General features: G+C 72.1%; 25 protein-coding genes. 11 read left to right on the top strand and 14 right to left on the bottom strand.

Going from position 1 to position 26,658, the window contains the following annotated elements:
* The first annotated feature begins 107 nt into the window (after window positions 1-107).
* Window positions 108-1,100 carry a phosphotriesterase family protein gene (locus ACP4E5_RS38000; RefSeq protein WP_425837141.1) on the top strand — a complete coding sequence of 331 codons (993 nt, stop codon included), beginning with the start codon at window positions 108-110 and terminating at the stop codon, window positions 1,098-1,100.
* Here the strand turns inward: ACP4E5_RS38000 and ACP4E5_RS37995 are convergent.
* The 7 genes from ACP4E5_RS37995 to ACP4E5_RS37965 form a co-directional block, all read right to left on the bottom strand.
* Complete coding sequence (locus tag ACP4E5_RS37995) at window positions 1,090-1,377, bottom strand: hypothetical protein (RefSeq protein ID WP_425841969.1); 288 nt, start codon at window positions 1,375-1,377, stop codon at window positions 1,090-1,092. The two genes, ACP4E5_RS38000 and ACP4E5_RS37995, sit on opposite strands and share 11 nt — an antisense overlap.
* Entirely contained in the window at window positions 1,374-2,108 is a 735-nt protein-coding gene (locus tag ACP4E5_RS37990; protein WP_425837139.1) for an HNH endonuclease family protein, read from the bottom strand. The genes ACP4E5_RS37995 and ACP4E5_RS37990 overlap by 4 nt, the downstream gene beginning before the upstream one ends.
* Before the next feature lie 119 nt (window positions 2,109-2,227).
* Window positions 2,228-2,809 carry a hydrolase gene (locus ACP4E5_RS37985; protein ID WP_425837136.1) on the bottom strand — a complete coding sequence of 194 codons (582 nt, stop codon included), beginning with the start codon at window positions 2,807-2,809 and terminating at the stop codon, window positions 2,228-2,230.
* A gap of 57 nt (window positions 2,810-2,866) precedes the next feature.
* Complete coding sequence (locus ACP4E5_RS37980; RefSeq protein ID WP_425841967.1) at window positions 2,867-4,186, bottom strand: MFS transporter; 1,320 nt, start codon at window positions 4,184-4,186, stop codon at window positions 2,867-2,869.
* Between the two features lie 77 nt (window positions 4,187-4,263).
* On the bottom strand, window positions 4,264-4,719 hold the full coding sequence (locus tag ACP4E5_RS37975) for a MarR family winged helix-turn-helix transcriptional regulator (RefSeq protein ID WP_425837133.1): 456 nt from the start codon (window positions 4,717-4,719) through the stop codon (window positions 4,264-4,266).
* An 85-nt stretch (window positions 4,720-4,804) separates the two neighbouring features.
* Window positions 4,805-5,620, bottom strand: a complete 816-nt coding sequence (locus ACP4E5_RS37970; protein ID WP_425837131.1) for a MerR family transcriptional regulator — start codon at window positions 5,618-5,620, stop codon at window positions 4,805-4,807.
* Between the two features lie 51 nt (window positions 5,621-5,671).
* Window positions 5,672-7,336: a glycoside hydrolase family 13 protein gene (locus ACP4E5_RS37965; RefSeq protein WP_425837128.1), complete on the bottom strand. Its 1,665-nt coding sequence runs from the start codon at window positions 7,334-7,336 to the stop codon at window positions 5,672-5,674.
* A gap of 91 nt (window positions 7,337-7,427) precedes the next feature.
* Here ACP4E5_RS37965 and ACP4E5_RS37960 point away from each other — a divergent pair, with 91 nt between their 5' ends.
* Both ACP4E5_RS37960 and ACP4E5_RS37955 read left to right on the top strand, forming a co-directional pair.
* Complete coding sequence (locus tag ACP4E5_RS37960) at window positions 7,428-7,913, top strand: Lrp/AsnC family transcriptional regulator (RefSeq protein WP_425837125.1); 486 nt, start codon at window positions 7,428-7,430, stop codon at window positions 7,911-7,913.
* Window positions 7,914-7,945: 32 nt separating this feature from the next.
* Window positions 7,946-8,662 (top strand): HAD family hydrolase, encoded by a 717-nt coding sequence (locus tag ACP4E5_RS37955; RefSeq protein WP_425837122.1) that lies wholly within the window; start codon window positions 7,946-7,948, stop codon window positions 8,660-8,662.
* On the opposite strand, the gene ACP4E5_RS37950 is transcribed toward ACP4E5_RS37955, so the two are convergent.
* Window positions 8,610-10,274: an AMP-binding protein gene (locus tag ACP4E5_RS37950; protein WP_425837120.1), complete on the bottom strand. Its 1,665-nt coding sequence runs from the start codon at window positions 10,272-10,274 to the stop codon at window positions 8,610-8,612. The genes ACP4E5_RS37955 and ACP4E5_RS37950 overlap by 53 nt on opposite strands.
* An 11-nt stretch (window positions 10,275-10,285) precedes the next feature.
* Window positions 10,286-10,939: a TetR/AcrR family transcriptional regulator gene (locus ACP4E5_RS37945; RefSeq protein ID WP_425837117.1), complete on the bottom strand. Its 654-nt coding sequence runs from the start codon at window positions 10,937-10,939 to the stop codon at window positions 10,286-10,288.
* An 87-nt stretch (window positions 10,940-11,026) separates the two neighbouring features.
* Here ACP4E5_RS37945 and ACP4E5_RS37940 point away from each other — a divergent pair, with 87 nt between their 5' ends.
* Together ACP4E5_RS37940 and ACP4E5_RS37935 are read left to right on the top strand one after the other, a co-directional pair.
* Window positions 11,027-14,179, top strand: coding sequence for an acetyl-CoA carboxylase family protein (locus tag ACP4E5_RS37940; RefSeq protein WP_425837114.1), 3,153 nt, complete (start codon window positions 11,027-11,029; stop codon window positions 14,177-14,179).
* Window positions 14,180-14,207: 28 nt separating this feature from the next.
* Window positions 14,208-15,236, top strand: coding sequence for a Ppx/GppA family phosphatase (locus ACP4E5_RS37935; protein WP_425837111.1), 1,029 nt, complete (start codon window positions 14,208-14,210; stop codon window positions 15,234-15,236).
* On the opposite strand, the gene ACP4E5_RS37930 is transcribed toward ACP4E5_RS37935, so the two are convergent.
* The 3 genes from ACP4E5_RS37930 to ACP4E5_RS37920 all read right to left on the bottom strand — a co-directional run bounded on the left by ACP4E5_RS37930 (window position 15,216) and on the right by ACP4E5_RS37920 (window position 17,405).
* Window positions 15,216-16,283: an LLM class flavin-dependent oxidoreductase gene (locus ACP4E5_RS37930; protein WP_425837108.1), complete on the bottom strand. Its 1,068-nt coding sequence runs from the start codon at window positions 16,281-16,283 to the stop codon at window positions 15,216-15,218. The genes ACP4E5_RS37935 and ACP4E5_RS37930 overlap by 21 nt on opposite strands.
* Entirely contained in the window at window positions 16,283-16,813 is a 531-nt protein-coding gene (locus tag ACP4E5_RS37925) for an SRPBCC family protein (RefSeq protein WP_425837106.1), read from the bottom strand. Before ACP4E5_RS37925 ends, ACP4E5_RS37930 begins: the two co-directional genes overlap by 1 nt.
* 94 nt (window positions 16,814-16,907) lie before the next feature.
* Window positions 16,908-17,405, bottom strand: a complete 498-nt coding sequence (locus tag ACP4E5_RS37920) for a winged helix-turn-helix transcriptional regulator (protein WP_425837103.1) — start codon at window positions 17,403-17,405, stop codon at window positions 16,908-16,910.
* Window positions 17,406-17,550: 145 nt separating this feature from the next.
* On the opposite strand from ACP4E5_RS37920, the gene ACP4E5_RS37915 reads away from it, so the two are divergent.
* Both ACP4E5_RS37915 and ACP4E5_RS37910 read left to right on the top strand, forming a co-directional pair.
* The gene (locus tag ACP4E5_RS37915) at window positions 17,551-18,408 is read left to right on the top strand and encodes an AAA family ATPase (RefSeq protein WP_425837100.1); all 858 of its coding nucleotides are present in this window, start codon (window positions 17,551-17,553) and stop codon (window positions 18,406-18,408) included.
* An 8-nt stretch (window positions 18,409-18,416) separates the two neighbouring features.
* Window positions 18,417-19,760: a vWA domain-containing protein gene (locus tag ACP4E5_RS37910; protein ID WP_425841964.1), complete on the top strand. Its 1,344-nt coding sequence runs from the start codon at window positions 18,417-18,419 to the stop codon at window positions 19,758-19,760.
* Window positions 19,761-19,788: 28 nt separating this feature from the next.
* Here the strand turns inward: ACP4E5_RS37910 and ACP4E5_RS37905 are convergent, their stop codons facing one another.
* On the bottom strand, window positions 19,789-21,012 hold the full coding sequence (locus ACP4E5_RS37905; RefSeq protein ID WP_425837097.1) for a glycosyltransferase family 2 protein: 1,224 nt from the start codon (window positions 21,010-21,012) through the stop codon (window positions 19,789-19,791).
* On the bottom strand, window positions 20,999-21,277 hold the full coding sequence (locus tag ACP4E5_RS37900; RefSeq protein ID WP_425837094.1) for a hypothetical protein: 279 nt from the start codon (window positions 21,275-21,277) through the stop codon (window positions 20,999-21,001). Before ACP4E5_RS37900 ends, ACP4E5_RS37905 begins: the two co-directional genes overlap by 14 nt.
* 200 nt (window positions 21,278-21,477) lie before the next feature.
* Here ACP4E5_RS37900 and ACP4E5_RS37895 point away from each other — a divergent pair, with 200 nt between their 5' ends.
* The 4 genes from ACP4E5_RS37895 to ACP4E5_RS37880 all read left to right on the top strand — a co-directional run bounded on the left by ACP4E5_RS37895 (window position 21,478) and on the right by ACP4E5_RS37880 (window position 26,648).
* The gene (locus ACP4E5_RS37895; protein ID WP_425837091.1) at window positions 21,478-22,521 is read left to right on the top strand and encodes an acyltransferase family protein; all 1,044 of its coding nucleotides are present in this window, start codon (window positions 21,478-21,480) and stop codon (window positions 22,519-22,521) included.
* A 166-nt stretch (window positions 22,522-22,687) separates the two neighbouring features.
* On the top strand, window positions 22,688-24,049 hold the full coding sequence (locus ACP4E5_RS37890) for a uracil-xanthine permease family protein (protein WP_425837088.1): 1,362 nt from the start codon (window positions 22,688-22,690) through the stop codon (window positions 24,047-24,049).
* Window positions 24,049-25,380 carry an amidohydrolase family protein gene (locus ACP4E5_RS37885; RefSeq protein WP_425837086.1) on the top strand — a complete coding sequence of 444 codons (1,332 nt, stop codon included), beginning with the start codon at window positions 24,049-24,051 and terminating at the stop codon, window positions 25,378-25,380. The genes ACP4E5_RS37890 and ACP4E5_RS37885 overlap by 1 nt, the downstream gene beginning before the upstream one ends.
* A gap of 281 nt (window positions 25,381-25,661) precedes the next feature.
* Window positions 25,662-26,648 (top strand): isopenicillin N synthase family dioxygenase, encoded by a 987-nt coding sequence (locus ACP4E5_RS37880; RefSeq protein WP_425837083.1) that lies wholly within the window; start codon window positions 25,662-25,664, stop codon window positions 26,646-26,648.
* The last annotated feature ends 10 nt before the right edge of the window (window positions 26,649-26,658 follow it).

Genomic DNA, 26,658 nt, shown 5'->3' with positions numbered 1-26,658 from the left:
TCGATCACACCTCGCCGCACACCTTGACGCCCGCGGGCACCCGGCGGGACGCTCGGCTCACCTTGAATCCGACGTCAACTCCGACGTCCACATCGAGAGGTGCGCCGATGACGCAGGTCTGGACGGTCCGCGGTCCGATCGACTCCAGCGAACTCGGGAACGTACTCGTCCACGAACATGTCGTCATCGTCGGCGAGGAGTTCCGGCGGAACTACGCGCAGTGGGACGAGCAGGCCGTCGTCGACGACGCGGTGACCCAGCTGAACGAGCTCAAGGGACTCGGCATCGACACGATCCTCGATCCGACGGTGCTCGGCCTCGGCCGGTACATCCCCCGCATCCAGCAGATCGCCGCGCGCACGGACCTCAACATCGTCCCCGCGACCGGTCTCTACACGTACAACGATCTGCCGTTCCAGTTCCACTACAACGGGCCGGGCACGCTGTTCGGCGGCCCGGAGCCGCTCGTCGACCTGTTCGTGAAGGATCTGACCGAGGGCATCGCGGACACCGGTGTGCGGGCCGCGTTCCTCAAGTGCGCCATCGAGGAGCAGGGCCTCACGCCCGGCGTCGAGCGGGCCATGCGGGCGGTCGGCCAGGCGGCCGTGCGCACCGGGGCGCCGATCACCGTGCACACCCATCCGGCCTCGGAGTCGGGGCTCGTCGCGCAGCGGGTGCTCGCCGAGGAGGGTGTCAACCTCACGCGCGTCGTCATCGGGCACTCAGGGGACACCGATGACATCGACTACTTGATGCGGCTCGCCGACGCCGGCTCGTACCTCGGCATGGACCGGTTCGGGCTCGACAGCCCGCTGACCACGCAGCAGCGCGTCGACACCATCGTCGAGCTCGTGCGCCGCGGCTACACCGACCGCATCACGATCTCGCACGACGCCTCGTGCGTCATCGACTGGTTCGGCGACGTCGACCGCGCCGAGGTCGCCCCGCACTGGAACTACCGGCACATCAGCGAGGACGTGCTGCCCGCCCTCGCCGACAAGGGTGTCTCCAAGGACGACATCGACACGATCCTGCGGGCCAATCCGCGACGCCACTTCGAGGGCGAGGGCGAGGGAGGGGCCCGGGGCGTCAGGGGCTGACCGCGCCCCCGCCGCGTTCGACGCTGCGCAGCACCTCGGCGTGCAGCGCCTCAAGGCCGTCGGGCGGCACGGCCGCGGGGCTGCCGGTGAGGGTGTACCACTCGTCGGCGCCGGTGTACTGGACGGCGATCCGGGCCCGGTCCCCGGACTCCCGGATCGTGGCGACGGTGAGGTCCCCGGTGACGACGCCGACCTCGTCGGTCATGGCGCCACCGGGGCCCGCGTGCACGTTCCCGGTGAGGGTCTCGGGCTTCGGCTTCTTCTCGTCCCCGCTCACGCGGAACACGTCCCCAGCATCGTGGTCAGCTCGGCCTTCTCGGCGTCGGTGACCGTCAGCTCGTACGCCGACTTCACGGCCACCCAGGAGCGGGCGTACGCGCACCAGTAGTCCTTGGACTCCGGCTGCCACTCGTCGGGCCCTTGGTCACCCTTGGAGCGGTTCGAGTGGGCGGACACGGACAGGAGTTGGGGGTGCTTCAGGTCGTTGGCGAACGCCTTGCGCTGCTCCTGCGTCCACCGGTCGGCGCCGGAGCGCCAGGCGTTGGCGAGCGGCACGGTGTGGTCGATGTCGAGGTCCCCGGAATCCGTGAACTTCTCGCCGTCGTAGGCGCTGACCCAGTTCCCGGAGACGGCCCGGCACTCGTCGTCCGTCTTCACGTCCTTGCCGTCGCGCTTGAGGACCGCTTCACGGGTGGTGCAGTTGTCGCCCTGCTCCGCCCAGTGCGGGAACTTTTCGCGGCTGTAGCCGGACATGGATCCGTGGGGGCCCACCTTCAGTTCGGCCAGCTCACCGCGGGCCTCGTCCGCGCTGGGCACGCCGGGGAGGGTGCCTTCCTGCGCGGGGGCGCCGCCCGTCGCGCTCGTCGACGCCGAGGGTCCGGCGCCCTGCGCCGGGTCCTCGGACCCGGTGCCCACCCCCTGGCAGCCCGCGAGCAGCAGCGCCGTGAGCGCGACCGGCACCGCCGACCGGCCCAGCCGCCCGAACCGCGTACGTTCCTGAAACCCCATGCCCCGCAACTGCCTTCCGTCGACCGCTTCGAACACTCGAAGCGTACGGCGCGGTCGACGGGGCGTCAGGGACCGGGCGGGATTCCGTGAGTCGAGGCCGGTCGGTGGGTCGAGTCCGGTCAGCGGGTCGAGGCCAGCAGCTTCAGCAGTTCGTCCGTCGTGCCGGTCTCGCCCAGGCGCGGGAAGATCCGCTCGACGCTGCCGCGGTGGCCCTCGGGGTCGAGGTCGGTCATGGCGTCGGTGGCGAGGGTGACGTGGTAGCCGTGCTCGTGGGCGGCGCGGGCCGTGGACTCCACGCCGATGCTGGTGGCGACGCCGGTCAGGACGACCTGGGTGATGCCCCGGCGGCGCAGGTGCAGGTCGAGGTCGGTGCCGTAGAACGCCGACCAGTTCCGCTTGGTGACGGTGATGTCCTCGGGGTGCCCGGCGAGCGCGTCGGTGATCTCGTCCCAGCCCTCGGGCATGGCACGGCCGCTGCTGGGCGACTCGGTGCGGCCGGGGGTCGCGTCGGAGCCGTCGGCGGAGAAGGTGACCCGGACCAGGACGACGGGGAGTCCTGCCTCGCGGAAGGCGTCGGCGAGGCGCGCGCTGCGGTCGACGACGTCGGACACGGCGTGCGGGGCGCCGGAGACACCCATCAGGCCGTTCTGGAGGTCGACGACGACGAGGGCGGTCTTGGGGTCGAGGGTGGTGAGAGACACGTGAACTTCCTTAGGGGCGAGCGGTGTTGATGGGTGAGAGAGAGGGGTGGTTCGGGGTCAGTCCCGGCCGATCCGGCGCAGTGCCCGGTCGGCCGCGGTCACCAGGAGCAGCAGCACGGAGACGACGACGAGCATCCAGGCCAGGCCGTGCAGCCCGGCCGTGTCGGCGCCGCCCTTGAAGAACGCCGCGTTCCCGGCGGAGGCGAGCAGCGCGCCGAGGTAGCTGAAGGTCCGCAGGAGTCCGGCGGAGGCGCCCGTGCGTTCCGGGTCGGCCTGGGCGTAGAGGGCGTTCTGGTTGGCGAGGCCGATGAGGCCCTGCGGGATGCCGAAGATCGCGCCGATGACGACGAGGACCCAGATCGGGCTGTCGGAGTTCAGCCCCAACAGGGCGGCGACTCCGACGAGTTGGGCGACGCCGCCGACGAACAGCTTGGCCCGTACCTGCGGGCGGCGCCCGGTGAGGACGGTGACACCGATGGCCATCAGGGACATCGGGAGCAGCAGGAGGCCCGCCTGTTCGGGGCCGAGGCCGCGGCCGTCCTGGAGCCACTGGCTGTAGCCGTACAGGAACGCGTAGGACGTGGTGTACGCGAGGAGTTGGCGGGCGTACGTGGCGAGCAGCGGGGTGTTGCCGCTCAGCACGCGCAGGTCGATGAACGGGTCGCCGGAGCCCAGTTCCCGGCGGACGAAGACCGCGCCCGCGACGGCGCCGATCACCGGCAGGTACCAGTGCGCGGTCCCCGGCGACGTGAGGAAGAGCATGAACGCGGTGAGCGATCCGGCGAACAGCAGCATGCCGGGAACGTCCGCCGAGGTGGCGGCGTCGGCCTCGCGGCCCGCCCGGGCGTGCTTCGGCAGCCGCAGCGCGCCGAGCACGAGGCAGACCAGGGAGAGCGGCACGTTGATGGCGAAGATGAGGTGCCAGCCTCCGAGGCCGATCAGCACGCCGCCGAGGGTCGGGCCGATGACGGCGATGACCTGGTTGGACACCGACAGCGCGGCGAGGATGCCGCTCGGGCTCTTCATGCCGGTGCGCTCGGACTCGGTACGCAGCAGATACATGGAGGCCGGATAGGCGGCGGAGGTGCCGAAGCCGAGCAGCACCCGGGAGACGATCAGCACCCAGAAGCTCGGGGCGAGCACCCCGAGCAGGCCCGCGACGCCGACGAGCGCGGTGCCGAGGAGGTAGAGCCTGCGCGGCCCGAACGCGTCGACGAGCCGGCCGATCACCGGCTGGCCGACGGCGGTGGCGAGATAGAGGGCGGAGACGAGCCAGGCCGTCTGGGACGGCGGGACGCCGAAGGCGTGGCCGATCGGGACGAGGGCCACGGCGAGCATCGACGAGTTGATCGGGTTCAGGATCGACCCGAAGATCATCGGCGCGACGAGGCGCCGGTCGAATCCGTCGGCCGCGCCCCGCTTGCGCACGTTCCGGACGCGCTCGGCTATGCCACTCACGCCTGCGTCACCTCGTCGAGCAGCGCCATCGCCGTGATCACGGCGCGCAGCTGCTCCGCGCTGCCGCGCTCGGCGAGCTGTCCGGCGAGCCACGCCTGACGGGCCCGGCGCACGCCCAGACGGCGCTCGCGCCCCGCCTCGGTGAGCTCGACGACGCGGCGGCGCCCGTCCTCGGGGTCCGCGTGGCGCTCGACGAGGCCGCGCTCCTCCAGGGCGATGACGTGCTTGGCCATGGACTGCGGACGCACGTTCTCGATCGCCGCGAGGTCGCTCGCAGTGGCCGGCCCGTACTTGTCGAGCCGGGAGAGCACGGACGCCTGGGCGGGCGACAGCTCGCCCTCCGGGTCCACGTCGAGCGCCATCAGCTTGCGGCGGAGCCGACTGATGATCACCCACACCTCGTCGGTGGCCCGGGCGGCGAGCTCCTCGATCGGTGCGCTGTCGTCGTTCATGCCTCCAGAGTAGATCGACAGCCCAGGCTGTGCAACCTGGGCTGCACAGTTTGAGCTGTCGACAAATGGGGGCCGTGGCTACCGGCTATTCCCCCAGCGGTTCCTGGAGCTCCGTCACCCAGTCCTCCCGGTTCTCCGGGCACTCCAGGCTGATCTCGCGTGGGTAGCCGGCCGAGCGGTGGCCGTGTGCGTCGATCCAGCGGGCGAGGGTCTGCACGGACGGCAGCACGGCGTCCATCGACCCGCGGTGCACGAGCGTCGCGGCGCGTCCGACGGGCGGCAGGTCGAGGACGCGCAGCGGTCCGTCCTCGCGCGGCACGGCGCTCACCTCGACGCCCGCGTGCACGAGGATGCCGCCGCCGGGGGCATCCTCGTAGCGCGCGACGCCCGGACCTGTGGGCCGGATGCCCGCCGCGTCGAGGAGCCGGAACAGCTCCTCGTACAGCGGCTGGATCACCGGGCTGATGGAGCCGGGCTCGAAGTCGGGGGCCACGGCGGTCAGTTCGGCCACGCGCACACCCGGCAGGGGTTTGATGACGACGTCGTCGGTGGGCATGAATCCCTCGCTCTCGATCGATCGGAGCCTCGCCTCGACGCCGGTGAGCCGGGCGGCCGCCGCGGCCATCTCCGCCTCCAGGTCGGCCCGCCGCAGCCGCAGCATGGCGCGCAGTTGCGCGGGGCCGATCTTCTCGTCAACCAGCTCCCGGACCTGTTCGAGCGTGAAGCCGAGGTCCTTGAGTGCGATGACGCGGTTGAGGCGGGCGAGCTGGGCGGCGGTGTAGTGGCGGTATCCCGTGGCCGGGTCGACATGGGCCGGGCGCAGCAGTCCCATGGCGTCGTAGTGACGCAGCATGCGGACCGACACACGGCCGTGCCGGGCGAACTCTCCGATGGTGAACATGATGTCTCCCAGTCCACGGGCTCACACGGTGTGAGGGTCAAGCGTCCGCGGTCAGGCGGTCCGCCACCACACCGTCGTGTCGGCGGGCAACTCCATGTGTCCGTCGTCCGCCGCCACCGGCGTCGAGGCGAGCAGCACCGTGCCGGGTGCGGGGATGCGCACCGCGGTGTCCGTCGTGTTGACGGTGCAGGCGAAGCCGGGCCGCTCGAAATGGAGCACGCCCTGAGGGGCGTCCTCGTGCCACTTCACGCCGTCACCGGCGCCGAGGCCCGGCTGCGCGCGGCGCACGGCCAGCGCGGTGCGGTACAGCTCCAGCGTCGAGTCCGGGTCGCCGGTCTGCGCCTCGACGCTCAGCCCGCCCCAGCTGTCGGGCTGGGGCAGCCAGCTGCCGCCCTCCCCGAAGCCGTATGAGGGTCCGGTGCGGGTCCACGGGATCGGTACGCGGCAGCCGTCGCGGAAGCCGTCCTGGCCGGCGCCGCGGAAGTACGCCGGGTCCTGGCGCACCTCGTCGGGGAGGTCGGTGACGTCGGGGAGCCCGAGTTCCTCGCCCTGGTAGAGGTACGCGGATCCGGGCAGGGCGAGCATCAGGAGGGTGGCGGCGCGGGCGCGGCGCAGGCCGAGTTCACGGTCGCCGGGGGTGCGGATCTGGATGCCGAGGCCGGGCGGGTTGGCGTACCGCGTGGTGTGCCGGGTGACGTCGTGGTTCGAGAGGACCCATGTGGTGGGGGCGCCGGCCGGGCGCATCGCGTCGAGCGAGCCGTCGATGATCCCGCGCAGGCCGTCGGCGTCCCAAGGGGCGCTCAGATACTGGAAGTTGAAGGCCTGGTGCAGCTCGTCGGGGCGGACGTAGTGCGCGGTGCGCTCGACGGTCGGCGTCCACGCCTCGGCGACGAAGACCCGCTCGCCGTCGTACTCGTCGAGGATCCGGCGCCACGAGCGGTAGATGTCGTGCACGCCGTCCTGGTCGAAGAACGGCATCACCTCGTTGCCCAGGAGCTTGAGCTGGTCGTGCGAGCCGAGGTCCGGCAGACCCTCCGCCTTGACCAGGCCGTGGGCGACGTCGACACGGAAACCGTCGACACCCATGTCGAGCCAGAAACGCAGGATCGAGCGGAACTCGTCGGCGACCGCCGGGTGTTCCCAGTTGAAGTCGGGCTGCTCGGGCGCGAACAGGTGAAGGTACCAGTCGCCGTCCGGCAGGCGGGTCCAGGCGGGGCCGCCGAAGATGGACTCCCAGTCGTTGGGCGGGAGTTCGCCGTGCGCGCCCTTGCCGGGGCGGAAGTGGTAGCGCTCCCGCAGCGGCGATCCGGGGCCGTCCGCGACCGCCCGCTTGAACCACTCGTGCTGGTCCGAGGAGTGGTTCGGCACCAGGTCGACGATGATGCGCAGGCCCAGGGCGTGCGCGTCGCGGATCACCGCGTCGGCGTCGAGGAGCGTGCCGTACATCGGGTCGACGGCCCGGTAGTCGGCGACGTCGTAGCCCCCGTCCGCCTGCGGCGAGGCGTAGAACGGCGACAGCCACACCGCGTCGACACCCAGGTCGCGCAGATACGGCAGGCGGCGCCGGACACCTTCGAGGTCACCCGTGCCGTCGCCGTCGCTGTCGGCGAAGCTGCGCGGATAGACCTGGTAGATGACCGCGCCCCGCCACCAGCCGGAGGACTCGCGGGGCGTAGTGACAGAAGCCGGCGACGCGTCCGTGGAGTGCTGACTCATCCCGACAACGTAAAAGAAGACAGCCCCCGGAACGCCGATCAACACCACACCCCCGGTGTCGCGGAACTGGACCATCGGTACAGTGAAACCCGTGCCGGTCGACCATTTGGACACCCGAATCCTCACGCTGCTCCTGGAGCGGCCGCGCACGAGCATGCGCGAATACGCCCGCATCCTCGGCGTCGCCCGCGGCACACTCCAGGCCCGACTCGACCGGATGGAGCGGGACGGTGTCATCACGGGCGTGCAGCCATCCCTCTCCCCCGCGGCCCTCGGCCACCCGGTCCTCGCCTTCGTGCACATCGAGACCACGCAGGGCCACCTGGGGGACGTCGGGGACGAGCTCGCGGGCGTGCCGGAGATCATCGAGGCGTACTCCACCACCGGCGGCGGCGACCTCCTCGCCCGCGTGGCCGCGCGCGACGCCGAGCATCTGGAGGACGTGATCCAGCAGCTCAACCGCCTGCCGGGCGTGGTCCGCACCCGCACCGAGGTGGCGCTGCGCGAGCGCGTCCCGCACCGGCTGCTGCCGCTGGTCCAGGCGATCGGAAAGGCGACGGGGCCGGCGCGCGGATGATCCCAGGACCCCGGTCCTGCATCCTGGTGCACATGAGCGACGCGAACCACCCCCCGTACCACTTCGGCGACACCGCGATCGTCTTCGATCTCGACGGCACCCTCGTCGACAGCGAGCCGAACTACTTCAGGGCTTCCCTCGCCACCCTCGCCCGCCAGGGCGTCACGGACTTCACGTGGGCCGACCACGAGACGTACGTCGGGATCTCCACGCTGGAGACCCTCGGCATCTGGAAGCGGAAGTACGGCATCGACGTGCCGGACGGCGAGCTGCTCGACGAGATGAACGCCCGCTATCTGGAGCTGGCGCGCGCCGACACGCATGTCTTCCCGCAGATGCGGCTGTTCGTCGAGCGGCTGCACGCGGCGGGCGTGCCGATGATCGTCGCGTCGGGGTCGTCGCCGGAGGCCATCGACGCGATCCTCACCGGTACGGGGCTCGGGGCGCAGCTGCCGCTGTACGTGTCGGCGGACGAGGTCGAGCACGGCAAGCCGGCGCCCGACGTGTTCCTGGAGGCGGCACGCCGGCTCGGCACGCGGGCCTCGCACTGTGTGGTCCTGGAGGACGCGGCGCCGGGGGCCGCCGCCGCGCACGCGGCCGGCATGCGCTGCATCGCGCTGCCGTATGTCGCGGCGCAGGCGGACGACCCGGCGTTCACCACGGCCGACCTGCTGTTCAAGGGCGGTCAGGAGGAGTTCACTGCGCGGGCCGCGTGCGAGTGGCTCGAGCGCTCAGCTCCGTCTTCTTGATCTTCCCGGTGGGGGTGAGCGGCAGCTCGTCGAGGATCTCGACGATGTGCGGGACCTTGTACGTCGCCATGTTCCCGGCCGCCCACTCCTTCAGCGCGTCCCCGGTGAGCGGGGATCCGGGGACGGTGCGGGCGAACGCGTAGGGGCGCTGGCTGCTCTCCGGGTCGTCGACGGCGACGACCGCGGCGGCGAGCACGTCGGGGTGCTGGGCGAGCAGGGTCTCCACCTCCGTGGGGAAGACACTCATGCCCTTCACCTTGATCATGTCCTTGTCGCGGCCCAGGTAGTGCAGGCATCCCTCCTCGTCGAGGGCGCCGATGTCCCCGGTGTGCAGCCAGCCGTCCCGCAGCGCCGCCCGCGTCGCCTCGGGCGCCCGCCAGTACCGCGTGAGCACGGACGGTCCGCGCACCACGATCTCGCCCCGCTCCCCCAGCGGCAGCGGCGCACCGGTCGTGAAGTCGACGACCATGAAGTCCGTGCCGGGGACCGGCAGTCCGCAGAACACCGGGTCGCTCAGGAGGTCGCGGTCGCCGTCCTGGAAGCCGAGTGTGTTGGTGTCACTGGTGTGTGTCTCGGTCATGCCGTACGAGGCCTCGCGCAGCACACTGTGCTCGCCGACGGCCTTCTTCCACCGGGCGCGCAGGGCCGGGGTGAGCTTGCGGATGAACGAGACGGTGAGCGGGGTCGACAGGCTCGTCAGGTCGTGGCGCGCGAAGTCGGGGTGGTCGAGCAGTTCGAGGTAGTTCTCGACGGTGCCGGCCATGGTGGTCGCGCCGTGTGTCTCGATGGCTTCGAGGACGTCGGCCGCGTTCCAGCGGGTGAGCAGGATGCTGGTGCCGCCGGAGACGAGCGGGGCGAGGATGCCGAGGTTCTCCCCGGCGATCCAGAAGATGGGCAGGTAGCAGACCGAGACGATGCCGCGTGCCCGCTCCTCGTCCGTGGCCGCCCGGCCGTTGTCGATGGCGGTGGCCGTGTAGACCATGTGCCGCTGGGTGTGCTCGCAGCCCTTGGGCAGCCCGGTGGTGCCTCCGGTGTAGTTGAGGGCGGCGAGCGCGTCGAGGTCGTCGGCGATGGGCTCGTGGCGGGCGTGGGCGACGGCCCGCGGCCAGTCGGCGTCCGCGAGCACCCTGCGTACGGGGGTGTCGGCGCGCACCTCGTCGACGGCGGGCAGCAGCGCGTCCCGCGTGACGACCAACTCGGGCCCGGCGTCGTTCAGTTCGTGCCGAAGCTCCGCCGCGCGGAACATCGGATTCACCGGCACGTGCACCGCCCCGATGCGCAGCACGGCGAGCAGGGCGACGACGAAGCGGGCGCCGTTCGGCAAGAAGACGCCGACACGGTCGCCGGTCCGCACGCCCTGTTCGGTCATCCAGCCCGCCAACCGGGCGCTCTGGTCGTCGAGTTGCCGGTAACTGAGGGTCTCGGCCGCCGTGACGATCGCGGGCCGGTCCGGATGGAGTCCGGCCCAGCGGGCCACGTGCCCGGGAAGGGTCAACTCCCCGCCCGCATGGCGGGTTTCGGAGGGCTGGCGGCCGGACCTGGACGCGGCCTGGCGGGCGCGCAGGTCGCGAAGATACGCCTCTGTGTCGCTGGTGGATGTGCCGGTGGACAACGTGCGGCTCCCTACTGCTGCGGTGCTGCTCCGATACCGAGAAGGTGCAGGTACACGGCGGTCGCGTCGGTGACCGCCTGCTCGTACGTGGCCGGCCGCTCGGCGACGAGCCGCGCGAACTCGATGCTCATGCCGCCGACGGCCCGGGACAGGGTGAGCGGGTCGACGACCGGGTGCGCCCTGCCTTCTGCCGCGACCCGGCGCACGTAGCGGGCGGCGCGGCGGACCGGACGCTCGCGGATCTCCTCCCACAGCGCACGCACCTCGGCGTCGCCCCGTGCCTGCTGTTCGAGCAGGACGAGCAGGGGCAGGTGCCGGGCGTAGGCGGCGATGAACGCGCCCGTGGAGGCGCGCGCCACCGCCGCCACGTCGTCCGTGTCCACCCCGGGCACGTCCTGCGCGGTGAGGAACGCGTCCCGTACGCGCCCCGCGAGCACCCGGAAGACCTCTTCCTTGGACGCGAAGTAGACGTAGAAGCCCGCCCTCGACACCTCGGCCCGGTCCGTGATGTCGGCGATCGTCGCGGGGCCGTAGCCGAGCCGCGCGAAGACCAGTTCCGCCGCGTCGAGCAGCCGTCCGCGCGCCGGGGCGTCGGTCCGGTCGCGGGCGGTGCGGGTCGCCCATTCCTGCCGCCGGGGCGGTCTGTCCTGCTGACTGCGTGCCACAGCGCCAGAGTATTGACGTTGACGTCAGTGTCAATGAGCATGACGGAATCCGGTCCTGAAACCGAATTCGACATCCCGGAGGGGCACATGGGGTCAGCCGCCGTACTCGTCGCCAACCGAGGGGAGATCGCCGTACGGGTGCTGCGCGCCGCCGCCGAACTCGGGCTGCGCACGGTGGCCGTGCACGAGCCCGGCGACGAGGCGCACCTGCACCTGGCGGACGAGGCCGTGCCGCTCGCGGCGGGCGGCTACCTGGACGCCGGTGAACTGGTCGCCGCCGCGCGCCGGTCCGGCTGTACGTATCTCCACCCCGGCTACGGCTTCCTGAGCGAGTCATCGGCGCTCGCCCGGCGGTGCGCGGACGCCGGGCTCACCTTCGTGGGCCCGGCGCCGGAGGTGCTCGACCTGTTCGGGGACAAGGCCCGGGCCCGTGCGCTCGCCGTCGAGACCGGGGTGCCGGTCCTGCCCGGCACGGAGGGTGACACCACGTTGGAGGAGGCGCGGGCGTTCCTCGCCGAAGGCCCGGTGATGGTCAAGGCCGTGGGCGGGGGCGGCGGGCGCGGGATGCGGGTCGTCCGGGACGCGGCGGAGCTCGACGAGGCGTGGGAGCGGTGCGCCTCTGAGGCCCAACAGGCCTTCGGGCGCGGCGAGTTGTACGTGGAGCGGCTGTGGGAGGGGGCCCGGCACATCGAGGTGCAGGTCGTCGGCGACGGCGCCACCGCGAGTCATCTGTGGGAGCGGGACTGCAGCGTGCAGCGCCGCCACCAGAAGCTCGTCGAGATCGCCCCGGCGCCCGGCCTCGACGCGAGCGTGCGCGGCCGGCTCCTCGACGCCGCCCTGCGCCTGGCCGGTGCCGCCGGGTACGCGGGTGTCGGAACGGTCGAATTCCTGGTCCGCGGCGGGGAGTTCGTGTTCATGGAGGCCAACCCGCGCCTCCAGGTGGAGCACACGGTGACGGAGGAGGTGACGGGTGTCGACCTGGTCGCGGCGCAGCTGCGGATCGCGGCGGGCGAGTGCCTCGCCGACCTCGGCCTCGTCGGGGAGCCGCCCGCCCCGCGCGGATTCGCCGTGCAGCTGCGGGTGAACGCGGAGGTCACGGGGCCGGACGGATCGGTGCGCCCGTCCGCGGGGCGGCTCGCGCGCCTCGACGTGCCGACGGGCCCCGGCGTGCGCGTCGACACCGCGGCCCGCACCGGCACCGAACTCGGCACGCGCTACGACTCCCTGCTCGCCAAGGTCGTCGCGCACGCGCCCGCAGGCGACTTCGCGGCAGCGTGCGCGCGGGCCCGCCGTGCGCTCGACGAGTTCACGGTGGAGGGGGTGCGGACCGGGATCCCCTTCCTGGCCAGGCTGCTCGACCATCCCGGTTTCACGGCGGGCGGCTTCGACACCGGCTTCGTACAGCGCCACCTGGCGGAACTCGCGCCGCCCTCCGCCACGGCCCCGGAAGGTGTCACGGAGCCGGGCACGGTCACCGCGCCCATGGCGGGCACGGTCGTCACCATCGACGCCGAGCCGGGCCAACTCGTCGCGGCGGGCGCCACCTTGCTCGTGCTGGAAGCGATGAAGATGGAGCACGTGGTGCGCGCCGAGCACGCCGGCGTCGTCCGTGCGGTGAGGGCGGCGGTCGGCGAAACGGTCGCCGAAGGCGCCGAGTTGGTGCTCCTCGACGTCATGGACAGCGGCGCAGCCCAGGAGGGCGCGGCCGAGGAACTGGACCTCGACGCGGTGCGCCCCGACCTCGCGCAGGTCGTCGACCGGCACGCCTTCGGCCTCGACGAGAACCGTCCCGAAGCGGTCGCCAAGCGGCATGCGACCGGGCTCCGCACGGCCCGCGAGAACATCGAGGACCTGTGCGACCCGGGGACGTTCACCGAGTACGGGGCGCTCGCGGTGGCCGCACAGCGGCGGCGCCGAACGCTGGACGACCTGATCCGCTCGACACCCGCCGACGGCATGGTCACCGGCACCGGCCGGATCGGCGGCGCGCCCGCGGTCGCCCTGTCGTACGACTACACGGTGCTCGCCGGTACGCAGGGCCACAACAACCACCGAAAGACCGACCGGATGCTGCACCTGGCCGAGGAACGCGGGCTGCCCGTCGTGCTGTTCGCGGAGGGCGGCGGCGGCAGGCCTGGCGACACGGACACCTCGTCGATCGCCGGTCTCGACGTGATGACGTTCCATCAAATGGCGCGGCTCAACGGCAAGGTGCCGCTCGTCGGCATCGCGTCGGGCCGCTGCTTCGCGGGGAACGCGGCGCTGCTCGGCTCCTGCGACGTCATCATCGCGACGCCCGAGGCGAACATCGGCATGGGCGGCCCGGCGATGATCGAGGGCGGTGGCCTCGGCGTGCACCGCCCGGAGGACATCGGCCCCCTGTCGGTGCAGGTGCCGAACGGGGTCGTGGATGTCCCGGTCGCCGACGAGGCGGAGGCGGTGCGCGTGGCCCGCGCCTACCTGTCGTACTTCCAGGGCCCGCGGCCGAGTTGGGAGGCTCCGGACCCGCGGCGCCTGCGCCACGCGGTCCCCGAGAACCGGCGCCGCGCCTACGACATCCGCGCCGCGATCGAGGGTCTCGCCGACACGGACTCGGTGCTCGAACTGCGCCGCGGCTTCGGGGTGGGGGTCGTCACGGCGCTGGTGCGGATCGAGGGCCGCCCGATGGGCCTGGTCGCCAACAACCCGGCGCACCTCGGCGGCGCCGTCGACCGGGACGCCGCGGACAAGGCGGCGCGCTTCCTGCGGCTGTGCGAGTCGTTCGGCCTCCCGGTCCTCTCGCTGTGCGACACGCCGGGCTTCATGGTCGGCCCGGACTCCGAACGCACCGCGACGGTACGGCAGTTCGCCGACCTGTTCGTGGCGGGCGCCCGCCTCACCGTCCCCCTGGTCTGTGTCGTACTGCGCAAGGCGTACGGGCTCGGGGCGATGGCCATGATGGGCGGTTCGACGCGGGCGCCGCTCGGCACGGCGGCCTGGCCGAGCGGCGAGTTCGGCGGCATGGGCCTGGAGGGCGCGGTGCGGCTCGGCTACCGGCGCGAACTGGAGGCGATCGCCGATCCGGTCGAGCGGGAGCGGGCGTTCGAGGCGCGGGTCGCCGAGCTGTACGAGCACGGCAAGGCGGTGAACGCGGCGGCGGCGCTGGAGATCGACGCGGTCATCGACCCGGCGGACTCACGGAGTTGGATCATGTCGGCGCTGGACGCTCCGGCCCTGGTCCCGGGCGTGTCCGCGCATTGATGCACGCCAGGAGGGGTACTCGGTGATCATGCGGATCAGTGTGGTGGATGTCGGTTCGAACACCGTGCGTCTCGCGATCGCGGACGCGCGCGACGGGGCACCGCTGCCGGTGCACACGGCCAAGCGGCGGCTGCGTCTGTCGGAGCTGGTGGACAGTGAACGAAGACTGGGGTCCGCGGCCGTCGAGCGTCTGGTGGGCGCGGTGCGGGCGGCGGTCACCGAGGCCGAACGCTGGGGAAGCGACGAGCCGTTCGTCTTCGCCACGGCCATCGTCCGGGACGCGCCGAACCGGGACGAGGTGCTCGACGCCGTCGAGGCGGGCACCGGGGTGCGGCCCCGGGTGCTGCCCGGCGAGGTGGAGGCCGAGCTGACGTTCCTCGCGGCGCGGCGCTGGATGGGCTGGCGGGCCGGGCCGCTCGGTGTCCTCGACATCGGCGGCGGTTCGCTGGAGGTCGCCTTCGGGCGTGGTCGGCTGCCGGAGTTCGCGATCTCACTGCCGCTCGGGGCGGGGCGGCTGACGCGGGAGCATCTGCCGCGCGACGGGGCGCCGCCGACGGCGGCGGAGCTGAAGGCGCTGCGGCGCCATGTGCGCCACCAGTTGCGGGACGTGGCGGCGCGGATCCGCTGGGAGGGGCCGCTCACGGCGGCGGCCACGTCCCGTACGTTCACGCAGCTGGCGCGCCTGTGCGGGGCGCCTCCGGGGCGTCACGGGCCGTTCGTGTCACGACAGTTGAGCCGCAGGTCGCTGGGTACGGCGGTCACTGAGCTGGCGGCGCTCCCGGCCGTGCGGCGCGCGGAGCTGCCCGGCATCTCCGCGCCGCGGGCCTCGCAGTCCCTCGCGGGGGCGCTCGTCGGCCACACGGCGATGAAGCTGATGGGCATCCGCGAGCTGACGGTGTGCCCGTGGGCGATCCGGGAGGGCATTCTGCTGCGCCGCATCGAGGGGGACGCGGGGTGGTCCGCGACCGGGCACCCGGCGCTGCACGTGGCACCCGACCGCACCCACGCCACGGGGCTCCGCCCCGGCCCCCGCGCCTCAATCGCCGGCGGGGCCTGACTTGCCCACCTCGCGTACCAGGTCGATCGCGCGGCCCAGCGTCGTGAGTCGCGCGTCGACCGTGTCTCCCGCCGGGTACAGCCGGACCGTGTCGACGCCCGCGTCCCGCCACACGGCCAGGCGCTTGCGCACCATGTCCTGCGTGCCGATGAGGGTCGTGGCGAGGACCATGTCGTCGGTGACCAGGGCGGCCGCCCCCTCGCGGTCACCGGCCTGCCAGCGTTCGCGGACCGCCGCGGCGACGTCGGCCCAACCCTGCCTGCTGTAGGCCTGGTTGTAGAAGTTGGTCGAGGCGGAGCCCATGCCGCCGAGGCTGAACGCGAGTTCCTTCTTGCGACTGCCCACCACGGCGGCCAGCTCCTCCTCGTCCTCGACGAAGTTCACCTCGGCCCCCTGGCAGATGTCGAGGTCGGCCCTGGTCCGGCCGGACGCCGCGAGCCCCTCGTCCAGGTGGTCGAAGTACGCCTCCTTCGCCCCCTCGGGCACGAAGCTCGTCCCGAGCCACCCGTCGGCGACCTCGCCGGTGAGCCGCAGCATCTTCGGCGACAACGTCGCCAGGTAGATGGGCAGTTCGTGCTCGGCCCGCATCGAAAGCCGCATCGGCTTCGCGTCGCCGCCGGGCAGCGGCAGCGTGAACTCCCGCCCCTCATAGGCGATCTTCTCGCCGGTCGCGGCCATCCGCACGATCTCGACCGTCTCGCGCATCCGGGCCAGCGGGCGCGCGAACGGCACCCCGTGCAGCCCCTCGATCACCTGCGGCCCGGAAGGGCCGAGCCCGAGGAGGAAGCGGCCCTCCGAGATGTTCGACAAGGTGATCGCGGCGCGCGCGATGGCGGCCGGGGTGCGGGTGGCGAGCTGGATGATGCCGGAGCCGAGCAGCATCCGCTCGGTGCGCGCCGCCAAGTACCCCAGCGGGGACGGCGCTTCGGAGCCCCAGGCCTCGGCGACCCAGCAGATGTCCAGGCCCAGCTTCTCGGCCTCGGTGACGAAGTCGACGGTCTCCCGCCAGTTCCCGCCGGACGCCTCGATGGTGGTCGACGTACGCATCAGACCTCAGCCCCTTCCGCATCCGCGTCCGCTTCCGCGAGGGACTTCAGCCCGTCGAGCGCCGCGTTCATGCCCCGCTCCCACTCCCGCAGCCGACCGAAGACGATCTTCTGCTCCTTCTCCGGCATCCGGTCGATGGCGTACGACAGGCCGGAGCGGCCGGGGCCCATCCGCGCCCACTGCGTCAGCTCCGTGCCGCCGTCATCCGTCGCCTTCATGCTGAACCGCCATACGGCGCTGGGCCGTTCGGGATCGCCCACAGCCCACGCGAAGACGCGGCCCGGCGCGCACTCGACCACGCACGAGGTGGTCTCCCACGCCCCGAACGCCTCGTGTCGGCTGCGGCCCACGAAGCGGGCGCCGACGCCGCGCTCCTCGCCCAGCCACTCGACCGACTGGAGCTCGGCGCTGAACCGGGGCATCAGGCCGACATCGCTGATCAGCTCCCACACCCGGCCCGGAGGCGCCGCGATCGTGCGTCGTACCTCGACGGTCGGCGTGTCCGCGTAGCGCGCGCCCGTCCACTCCATCGTGCTCCACCTCTCCGTAGAACGGCCTGCGAGCACGAGAGTTTCGTAGATGGACTCACTGCGTCAAGAGGGGTGCGGCCACCGAAAGGGCCGGTCAGCGGGTGAAGCGCGCCGCGATCTCCGGGCGCCGCGCGAGCTTCTCCGGGTAGCCGGGGCCCATCCGCGCGTGGGTGTTCTCGGCGGTCATCGGCTCGCCGCAGTGCGCGCAGACGACCGCGGCCTCGCTCTCGTGCCCGCACCGGTCGTGCTCGAAGACGGTGGGCGCGCCCTCCTCGCCGGACAGCCAGCGGTTGCCCCAGGCGTTCATGGCGGCGAGGACGCCGAAGAACTCGCGCCCCTTCTCCGTGAGGACGTAGTCGTGCCGCACCGGAGCGGTGTCGTAGGCACGCTTCTCCATGAGCCCCGCCTCGACCAGGCGGCGCAGCCGCTCCGCCAGGGTCGTCCGCGCGATGCCGAGCTCCTGCTGGAACACGTCGAAGCGGGTGATGCCGTAGAACGCCTCGCGCAGCACGAGCGGCGTCCACCAGTCCCCCAGGAGATCCATGGTGCGGGCGATGGAGCAGGGCCAGTCGGCAAAGGAAGTGCGCCTCATGTCCGCCAGGATACGGACGGGGACGAGGCGGGTCTCGGTACAGGACTCAGGACGTGACGTTCGCCATGAACGGCGCAAGCCCATTGTGGGCGGCCCGCGCACCTGATCACCTGAGGACCTACAACGCACCGAGCAGGAGGCCCCGTTGTTCGCTTCCGTGGACGAAGTCACCACGCGCCTTGCCGGGACCGGCTATCTGGCCTCGCCCGCCGTGGCGACCACCGTCTTCCTGGCCGCCAGGCTCGGCAAGCCGCTCCTCGTCGAGGGCCCGGCGGGCGTGGGCAAGACGGAGCTGGCGAAGGCGGTCGCCGCGATCAGCGACGCCCGCCTCATCCGCCTCCAGTGCTACGAGGGCGTGGACGAGAGCCGCGCGCTCTACGAGTGGAACCACGCCAAGCAGCTGCTGCGCATCACGGCGGGCCGCGACGAGACCTGGGACCAGACGCGCTCGGACATCTTCAGCGAGGAGTTCCTCCTCCCGCGCCCGCTCCTCACGGCGATCCGCGGCGACGACCCGAAGGTCCTCCTCATCGACGAGATGGACAAGGCGGACGTGGAGGTCGAGGGCCTGCTCCTCGAAGTCCTCTCCGACTTCCAGGTGACGGTCCCCGAGCTGGGCACGATCGCCGCCACGCAGCGCCCCTTCGTGGTCCTCACCTCCAACGCGAGCCGCGAGCTGTCGGAGGCGCTGCGCCGCCGCTGCCTCTTCCTCCACATCGGCTTCCCCGAGGAGGAGTTGGAGCGCCGCATCGTCGCCCTGAAGGTGCCCGAGCTCGACGCGGTGCTCGCCGAGTCCCTCGTCCGGGTCGTGGGCGCGCTGCGCGCGATGGATCTGCGCAAGGTGCCCTCGGTCGCGGAGACGGTGGACTGGGCGCACACCCTGCTGGCGCTCGGCGCGGACCGCCTGGACGAGGAGGTCGTACGGGCGTCCCTCGGTGTCGTCCTCAAGCATCAGGAGGACGTGAACACGGCGGCGGCGAAGCTCGATCTGGACGCGGTGTGAGCACGGCGTTGTCGGTCGCGGACCGGGTCACCTCGCTCGTGCGGGCGCTGCGCGCGCACGGCATCCGGATCGGCACGGGCGAGAGCGTGGACGCCGCGCAGGCGGTGGCGGCGCTGGGCCTGGACAGCCGGGACCGTCTGCGCGAGGGACTGGCCGCTGCGCTCCTGCACGACCAGGGCCAGCGCGCGGTCTTCGACCCGGTCTTCGACGTGTACTTCCCGCACGCGGTGGGCGCCCCGGGCCGGGACGGCGCCACCGACCGGGACAGCCTCCGCGAGCGCCTCACCGAGGCCCTGGCCGCGAACGACCGTGCCGCGCTGGCCCGGCTCGCGGCGGAGGCCGTGGACTCCCTCGGCGGCTACGACGCGAACGGCTGGTCGTCCCAGCAGACGCTGGACCGGCTGCGCCCGCAGACGCTCCTCGCCCCGGTCATGTCCGCGATCCGGGCGGGCGGCAGCGGCCAGTCCGGGGCGTTCACCGACCGCATCGAGGCGGACGAGATCCGCCGCCGCATCGAGGAGTTCCGCGAGGGGGTGCGCGGCGAGGCGAGGCGCCGCGTCGCGGAGGCCCGCGACCGGGACGAGCTGGCGCGCCGGATGCCGGTACAGACGCCCGACCGCACCCTGTTCCTGTACGCGGACAAGGCCCAACTCGCCGAACTGCGCCGCACGGTGCACCCGCTGGCCCGCAAGCTGGCCACCCGCCTCGCGGCCCGCAGGCGGCGCGCGGCCCGCGGCCACATCGACCTGCGCCGCACGCTGCGCGGCTCACTGTCGACGGGCGGCGTCCCCATGAAGCCCGTCCTGCGCAAACGCCGCCCGACCCGCCCGGAACTGGTCCTGCTCTGCGACGTGTCGGGCTCGGTCGCCGGCTTCGCGAACTTCACGATGCTTCTGGTCCAGGCCCTGCACGACCAGTTCAGCAAGATCCGCGTCTTCGCCTTCGTCAACCGGACCGATGAGGTCACCGACCTCATCGCGCACGGCGCCGCGGACGCGGAGGGCCTCGGCGCCCGCATCGCGGCGGAGGCCACGCTGACCGGCTGGCACGGCAGCAGCGACTACGGCACGGCGCTCGGCGAGTTCGTGGAGCGCTACGAGTCCGCGGTGGGACCCCGCACCACGGTCCTCATCCTCGGCGACGCCCGCAACAACCAGCAGAACCCGAACCTCCCGGCGCTGCGCCGCGTCGCCCGCGCCGCCCGCCGCACCTACTGGCTCAACCCGGAACCCCGCACCCAATGGGACACGGGCGACTCCGCGGCCTCCACGTACGCGGAGCTCGTCGACATGCACGAGTGCCGCAACGCACGCCAGCTGAGCACCCTGGTGGGCCGGCTGCTCCCCGTATAGCGGGTAACGGGACGGGCCCTCACGGCCCTCACGACGAGCTGCGCGCCAGGTCCCACACGACCCGCTTCTTACGGGGGCCGCGGAACAGTCCGGGGGTCTGGGAGCGCAGCGCCGCCAGGGCGTTGATGACCCAGTACGCCAGCGGGTAGAGGGGCAGCAGGACGCAGGCGGCCGGGAGTTTGGGGTCGAGGCGGAGGTCGACGAGGGCCGCCACCGCCACCTGGATCATCGCGATGACCGCGATACCGAGACCCCAGGCCAGCATCTCCGCGAGGTGGGCGTCCTCCGGCGCGACGACGTAGCGCACGGCGCCGACCACCGTCGTGCACAGCATCAGCACCACCCACACGTACGAGAGCAGCGCCTCCGCGGCGATCGGCCACAGCGCCGCGTTGCGGAGCCGGAAGATCGTGCGGAAGTGGGTGCGCAGCACCTCTCCCTGGCCGCGGGCCCAGCGGGTGCGCTGCGCCCAGATGCCGTGGACGTCCTGGGGGACCTCCATGCCGACGAGGGCGTGCGGGGCGAAGCCGGTGAGGTGGCCCGCCTCCATGAGGCGCCAGGTCAGTTCGATGTCCTCGGTGGCCATGCTCGGGTCGTAGCCGCCGACGGCGAGCACGGCGTCGCGCCGGAACAGGCCGAGCACCCCGGCGACGGTGCCGACGTGTCCGGCGAGGCCGTGGGTGCGGCGCATCAGGCCGATCAGCGAGGCCGTCTCCAGCATCTGCATGACGGTGATGACGTTGCGGCGGTTGGTGACCCGGGGGCTGCCCGCGAACGCCGCGTAGCGCGGGGAACGCGTCATGCCCATCGCGAGGTAGCGGATCGCCTGCGGGTGCAGATGGGTGTCCGCGTCGGTGACCATGACGAGTTCGTGGCGGGCCCGGCGCATGCCGTCGTTGAGGCGGTCGGCCTTGCCGAGGTTGACGCCGTCGTCCCGTACGGAGATCCGCGGGTCGCCGGCCGCCGCTGCCTCCGCGACGGCGACCGTCGCGTCCTTGGAGCCGTCGTTGAGGATCTGGATGTCGAGGTCCGGGTAGTCGACGGCGCGCAGCGCCTCGACGCAGCGCGCGATCACCCTCTCCTCGTTGTACGCGGGGACCAGCACGGTCACTCCGGGCCAGCCGCCCGGCGGGGTCACGATCTCCGGGCTCTCCTCGCGCAGCCGGAAGATGACACCGCCCGCCATCCACGCGGCGGCCGTCACCACGGGATAGAAGGCGAGGAAGACAAGGAGGAGGTCAAGGATGTGCACGGCGCTCCTCCCGGCCCCTCAGCGTGATCGCCCAGACCAGGGCAAGCGAGAAGAAGGCACAGGAGATGACGGTGACGAACAGCAGGCGGACGAGGATGCCCGTGTGCCCCAGCAAAGCGACCGCCAGGAGGCCCGCGCCGATCCACAACAGCGCGCCGAGTCCGAAGGCCGCCATGCGTCTGGCCCTGGAGGCGGGGCGCGTGGGCTCGAAGTGGACGGCGCCCCCCGGAGTCGCGGTCGTGGGAATCGTCGGCGTCGTGGGCAAGGAGGCACCTTCCAGTAGCTGATCCAGCAAATGGTGCAAGTGGGGTCAACCAGGGTACATGCGCAACTTTTGGACGCTCGCCGTGGGGTTCCGGTGCCGGCGCACGCGCCCTCGCGCACCCTCCGTAGCCCTCTCACTTGCGCGATCGCCTCGGCCCGTGAAGCGTGATCGGGAGGTTCACCGACCGGGACGGAGGCCGCATGAAGGCGGACGGCCGTGACGCGTACTTCGACAACGCCAAGTACCTGGCCATCGTCCTCGTCGCGCTCGGGCACGCCTGGGAACCGCTGCGCGGGGACAGCCGCGCGGCCTCCGCGCTGTACTTCACCGTCTACACGTTCCACATGCCGGCGTTCATCGTGATCTCCGGTTACTTCTCGCGGTCGTTCGACGCGAGCCCCAGACGGATGAAGCGCCTGGTCACGGGCGTACTCGTGCCGTACGTGATCTTCGAGGTCGCGTACACCTTCTTCAAGCGCACGGTGGGCGACGACCCGCACTACCCGATCACGCTCCTCGACCCCTGGTATCTGACCTGGTTCCTGATCGCGCTCTTCATCTGGCGGCTCACCACCCCGCTCTGGAAGATCATTCGGGCGCCGCTGCCGCTGGCCCTCGCGGTCGCCGTGCTCGCCGCCGTCTCCCCCGACATCGGTGACGACCTGGACCTTCAGCGGGTGCTTCAGTTCCTGCCGTTCTTCGTGCTCGGGCTGTGCCTGAAGCCGCAGCATTTCGAGCTGGTGCGGCGCCGCGAGGCCCGCGTCCTCGCCGTGCCGGTGTTCGTGAGCGCGCTGCTCGTCGCGTACTGGGCCTCGCCGCGGATGACCGCCGCCTGGTTCTACCGCCGTGACAGCGCGCAGGAGCTGGGCGCGCCCGGCTGGTACGGCGTGGTGATGACGCTCGCCCTGTTCGGCTGCTCGGTGATCCTGATGGCCTGCTTCTTCGCGTGGGTGCCGGGGCGCAGGCTGTGGTGCACGGCGCTCGGCGCGGGCACCCTGTACGGCTATCTGCTGCACGGTTTCCTGGCGAAGGGCTCGCGCTTCTGGGGCTGGTACGACCACGACTGGGTGCACACGCCGCTCGGCGAGATCACCGTCACCGTGCTCGCGGCGTCGGTCATCACCGTCCTGTGCACCAGCCCGGTGCGGTGGCTGTTCCACTGGGCGATGGAGCCCGAGATGCGCTGGGCCTTCAAACGGGAGCCGGCGCCGGCCGGCGGCGGGCGGATGGAGACCCGGCCGTAGGCGCGCCCTTCGGGTACCTCGCGGTTTCCTGAGTGCAACGCGGCGGAAACACCGCCTCCCTACCGTCACCCCCACACCGGTCATGGCTGCAACGGCCGGTGGGTGCTTGGGCGTTGGGTCGCCGGGTGCTAACCAGCCATCTTCCACCGAGCTGTGAGGAGGAACGATGGCTGTTGTCGAGCATGCCGTCGCGCCCGCACACCAAGGCCCCCACCCCGTCGACATCCGGCCGCCGCTGCGGCGGCTCGTGCCGCTGAGCCTGCAACACCTGCTCGTCGCGTACGCGGGCATGGCCACGATGCCGCTGCTCGTGGGCACCGCGCTGCATCTGCCGGAGGACCGGATACGGCTGCTCATCAGCGCGAACCTGCTGGTGAGCGGGGTCGCCACCGTGTTGCAGTCGATGGGCCTGAAGTGGTTCGGGGCGCGGTTGCCGATCGTCATGGGCTCTACGTTCACCGCGATCACGCCCGCGATTCTCATCGGGCAGGAGCACGGGCTCGCGGCCGTGTTCGGGGCGACGATGGTGTCCGGGCTCGTGACGCTGGCCGTCGCCCCGTGGTTCGGGCGCTGTCTGCATCTGTTCCCGCCGCTGGTCACCGGGACGGTCATCGCCGTGATCGGGTTCTCGCTGGTGCCGTCGGCGGCCGGTCTCATCGCCGGGGAGGGGGACGGCGGCGGCAGCGGCGGACGCGGGCTGGCGCTCGCCGCCGGGACCGTGCTGCTCGTGGTGGTCGTCGAGCGGGTCGCTCCGCCGGCGTTCGCCCGGTTCTCTGTGCTCGTCGCGATGGCGGTGGGGACCGTGATCGCCCTGCCGCTGGGCCTGTTCGACGGTTCGGGGGTCGCCGACGCGCACGCCGTGACGGCGCCCGATCCGACCGCCTTCGGGGCGCCCACGTTCGTGGTGCCCGCCATCGCCGCGATGCTCGTCGTGCAGCTGGTGAACATGGTGGAGTCCGTCGGTGACACCCTCGCGGTCGGCCAGATCGTCGGCCGGGGCGACGACGCGCCCACCGTCGTACGGGCGCTGCGCGCGGACGGCGCCGCGACCGTCGTTTCGGGGGCGCTCGCCTCGTTCCCCATCGTGACGTTCGGGCAGTCGGTGGGCCTGGTGAGCGTGACACGGGTGAAGAGCCGTCATGTCGTCGCGCTGTCAGGGGCGTTGATGGTCGTGCTCGCTTTCGTGCCCGTTCTCGGAGCGGCTGTCGCCGCCGTGCCGGGGCCGGTCCTCGGCGGGGTGTCGCTGGTGATGTTCGGGACCGTGGGCGCGGTCGGGCTGCGCATCCTCGCGCGCGCCGATCTCACCGAGCCGCGCAATCTGCTGACCGTCGCGCTCGCCTTCGCACTCGGCATGATCCCGGTCGGCGCGCCGGACTTCTACGCGCCGCTCCCCTCGTACATACGCACCGTCCTGGACAGCGGGATCGCCGTCACCGGGATCGTGGCGTTCCTGCTCAATCTGCTGTTCCACCACACGTCCCGCCACACGTCACGCCACTCGTCCCGCCCGCGGAAGGACCCCTCCTGATGACTCTCGGTTCGCTCACGGACGTCGACACCGTCACGGACGTCACGGTGTTCAGCGGCGGCAGGTGGCTGCCGGGGATGGATGTGCACCTCGCGGACGGCCGGGTCCGGGCGCTGGCACCGCACGGTGAACTCCCCTGCGGGGAGAGGGTGTTGGACGGGTCCGGCGGGCATCTCACGTCCGGGCTCGTCAACACCCACACACACCTCTTCCAGGCCGGTCTGCGCGGCATCGGCGAAGGGCTCGGGCTGCTCGCGTGGCTGAGCGCCGTCGGCGAGGAGGCGGCGCGGCTCACGCCCGAGCGGGCCTACGCGACCGCTGCCGCCGCCGCGGCCGAGGCGCTGCGCAGCGGCACCACCACACTCGTCGAGCACATGTGGCCGCACCCGTCGCCCGAGGTGCACGACGCGGTGCTGCGGGCGCTGAAGGACAGCGGTGTGCGGGCCGTGCTGTGCCGGGGTGTCGCCGACCGGGCGGACGGCAGCCGCAAGTGGGGCTTCGATCCGCGGCTGATGCAGCCGCTCAAGGAGGCCCTCGCGCACACCGACGAGCTCATCGCGGCGGCGCACGGCAGCCGCGTCGACATCGGTGTCGCCGTGCCCAATCCGCGATGCCTGACCCCGGAGGGGATGGCCACCGTGCGCGCGTACGCCGAGGAGCGCGATCTGCCCGTCTCGCTGCACCTCCTGGAGACCACGACGGACGACGTGATGTGCCGGGAGCACGCGGGGGTCGGAGCCGTCGAGTATCTGGAACGGGCCGGGTTCCTGTGGGAGCGGCTCCTCGCCGTGCACTGTGTGGAGCTGGACGCGGCGGGGCGGGCCACCCTCGCCCGGCACGGGGTCGGTGTCTCGTACAACCCGCTCAGCAACATGCGGCTCGGCAGCGGGATCGCGCCCGTGCCCGAGATGCTGGAGGCCGGCCTCGGCGTCGGGCTCGGGGTCGACGGGGCGGCCAGCAACGACACCCAGGACATCCTGGAGGCGCTGCGCATCGGCGCGTATCTGCAACGGGCGGCGCACCGCAAGGCGGACCTGTTCGGGTTCCCGGAGATGTTCGCGCTGGCGGCGGGCGGCGCCAACCGGGTCCTCGGGATCGAGGAGAACCCGGCGGGCGGCGTGCGCGCGGGGATGCGGGCGGACCTGGTGCTGCACCGCTTCGACCGGGACTACGCCTGCCTTCCCGTACGCGATCCGGGGGCGACGCTGTTGACGTGTGCGGGCAGCCGTACGGTGGACGCGGTGTTGGTGGCGGGTGAGGTGCTTGTGCGGGGTGGGGAGCATGTCCGGTTGTCCTCGGGGGAGTTGGCTGCGGGGCTCGGCCGGTCCTAGGTCGCGGGGCTCCGCCCCGGACCCCGCTGGCTCTCGTACGAAAGGCGGGCTTGAATGGTTTACCGGGGCGTAATCCCGCGCTCCCCAGAGGTAACACGCGCCCGGCAGGCTGAGCGCATCGCGTGCGGGGCCCGGTCGCCGGGGCCCGCGCCAGCCCACGGCGCCGGGCCCGTTCAGGGTCCGCCGCGACCGTGCCCGCGGGCCTCTGAGCGCCCGCGGTGGGGATCGCAGGGGCGGTGACTGCATCCCGTGGACCTCACCCCACAGGAGTGAAAGCCGCGATGACGAACACCACATACACGCTTGACGAGTTGGCCAAGGAGACCCGCATGGGCGGGGCCGGGACGGAGACGTCCACCCGGGAGATCCGGCGGATCGACCTCTCCGACTTCGAGACCCGCAAGGCCGAGATCACCGAGGAGCTGTGGGCCGCCGCCACGGACATCGGCTTCTTCCAGCTCATCAACCACGGCATCGAACAGGACGCCGTGGACGGCGCGTTCGCCGACGCCGAACGCTTCTTCGCGCTGCCGGAGGAGACCAAGGCGCGGCACGGGCTGAAGAAGGGCCTCAACTCCGGCTGGGAGTCGATGACCCAGGTGCGCCCGTCGATCGGGACGCCCGACCAGAAGGAGTCGTACCAGCTGACCCGGCCCCACATGGAGGGGCTGTGGCCGGACGACGCGCTGCCCGGATTTCGCGAGCGTACGCTCGGATTCGAGGCGCGGTGCAGGGAGTTGGCGATGCGGGTTCTGTCCTGCTTCGCCGACAAGCTGGGGCTGCCCGACGGATTCTTCGCGCGCGCCCACGAGCCGGCGAGCGCCGAGTACCAGTCGACGCTGCGGATGCTGCACTACTTCGCCGTGCCCGAGGACGCCGTGATCCCGGCGGACGTGTGGCGGGCGGGCGCGCACACCGACTTCGACTGCCTGACGCTGCTGTTCCAGCGGGACGGGCAGGGCGGCCTCCAGGTGTGCCCGGGCAAGGAGGCCGAGGCTCAGGAGTGGACTCCGGTGGAGCCGGCGGACTCCGTGATCACCTGCAATATCGGGGACATGCTGATGCGGTGGAGCGACGACCGGCTGCCGTCCAACTTCCACCGGGTCAGGTCCCCGGGCCCGGGCGATGACCGGTCGGCCCGCTACAGCATCGCGTTCTTCGCGCAGGCCGACCGTGATGTGGTGATCGAGGGGCCGGAGGGCCGCTACCCGCCGATCACCGCGGCCGATTACATCCAGCAGCGGATCGCTGCCAACTTCGCCCGATAGGCAGGTGGTT

Source organism: Streptomyces fractus (assembly GCF_049844455.1).
GTDB lineage: Bacteria > Actinomycetota > Actinomycetes > Streptomycetales > Streptomycetaceae > Streptomyces > Streptomyces fractus.
This window is presented reverse-complemented; position numbering and strand designations above follow the sequence as displayed.

What these genes read in the sequence shown, in the direction of transcription:
- ACP4E5_RS38000 (WP_425837141.1), top strand. Translation starts at nt 108, where the DNA reads ATGACGCAGGTCTGGACGGTCCGCGGTCCGATCGACTCCAGCGAACTC.
- ACP4E5_RS37990 (WP_425837139.1), bottom strand. Translation starts at nt 2,108, where the DNA reads ATGGGGTTTCAGGAACGTACGCGGTTCGGGCGGCTGGGCCGGTCGGCG.
- ACP4E5_RS37980 (WP_425841967.1), bottom strand. Translation starts at nt 4,186, where the DNA reads ATGATCTTCGGGTCGATCCTGAACCCGATCAACTCGTCGATGCTCGCC.
- ACP4E5_RS37975 (WP_425837133.1), bottom strand. Translation starts at nt 4,719, where the DNA reads ATGAACGACGACAGCGCACCGATCGAGGAGCTCGCCGCCCGGGCCACC.
- ACP4E5_RS37970 (WP_425837131.1), bottom strand. Translation starts at nt 5,620, where the DNA reads ATGTTCACCATCGGAGAGTTCGCCCGGCACGGCCGTGTGTCGGTCCGC.
- ACP4E5_RS37965 (WP_425837128.1), bottom strand. Translation starts at nt 7,336, where the DNA reads ATGAGTCAGCACTCCACGGACGCGTCGCCGGCTTCTGTCACTACGCCC.
- ACP4E5_RS37955 (WP_425837122.1), top strand. Translation starts at nt 7,946, where the DNA reads ATGAGCGACGCGAACCACCCCCCGTACCACTTCGGCGACACCGCGATC.
- ACP4E5_RS37940 (WP_425837114.1), top strand. Translation starts at nt 11,027, where the DNA reads ATGGGGTCAGCCGCCGTACTCGTCGCCAACCGAGGGGAGATCGCCGTA.
- ACP4E5_RS37935 (WP_425837111.1), top strand. Translation starts at nt 14,208, where the DNA reads ATGCGGATCAGTGTGGTGGATGTCGGTTCGAACACCGTGCGTCTCGCG.
- ACP4E5_RS37930 (WP_425837108.1), bottom strand. Translation starts at nt 16,283, where the DNA reads ATGCGTACGTCGACCACCATCGAGGCGTCCGGCGGGAACTGGCGGGAG.
- ACP4E5_RS37925 (WP_425837106.1), bottom strand. Translation starts at nt 16,813, where the DNA reads ATGGAGTGGACGGGCGCGCGCTACGCGGACACGCCGACCGTCGAGGTA.
- ACP4E5_RS37920 (WP_425837103.1), bottom strand. Translation starts at nt 17,405, where the DNA reads ATGAGGCGCACTTCCTTTGCCGACTGGCCCTGCTCCATCGCCCGCACC.
- ACP4E5_RS37895 (WP_425837091.1), top strand. Translation starts at nt 21,478, where the DNA reads ATGAAGGCGGACGGCCGTGACGCGTACTTCGACAACGCCAAGTACCTG.
- ACP4E5_RS37890 (WP_425837088.1), top strand. Translation starts at nt 22,688, where the DNA reads ATGGCTGTTGTCGAGCATGCCGTCGCGCCCGCACACCAAGGCCCCCAC.
- ACP4E5_RS37885 (WP_425837086.1), top strand. Translation starts at nt 24,049, where the DNA reads ATGACTCTCGGTTCGCTCACGGACGTCGACACCGTCACGGACGTCACG.
- ACP4E5_RS37880 (WP_425837083.1), top strand. Translation starts at nt 25,662, where the DNA reads ATGACGAACACCACATACACGCTTGACGAGTTGGCCAAGGAGACCCGC.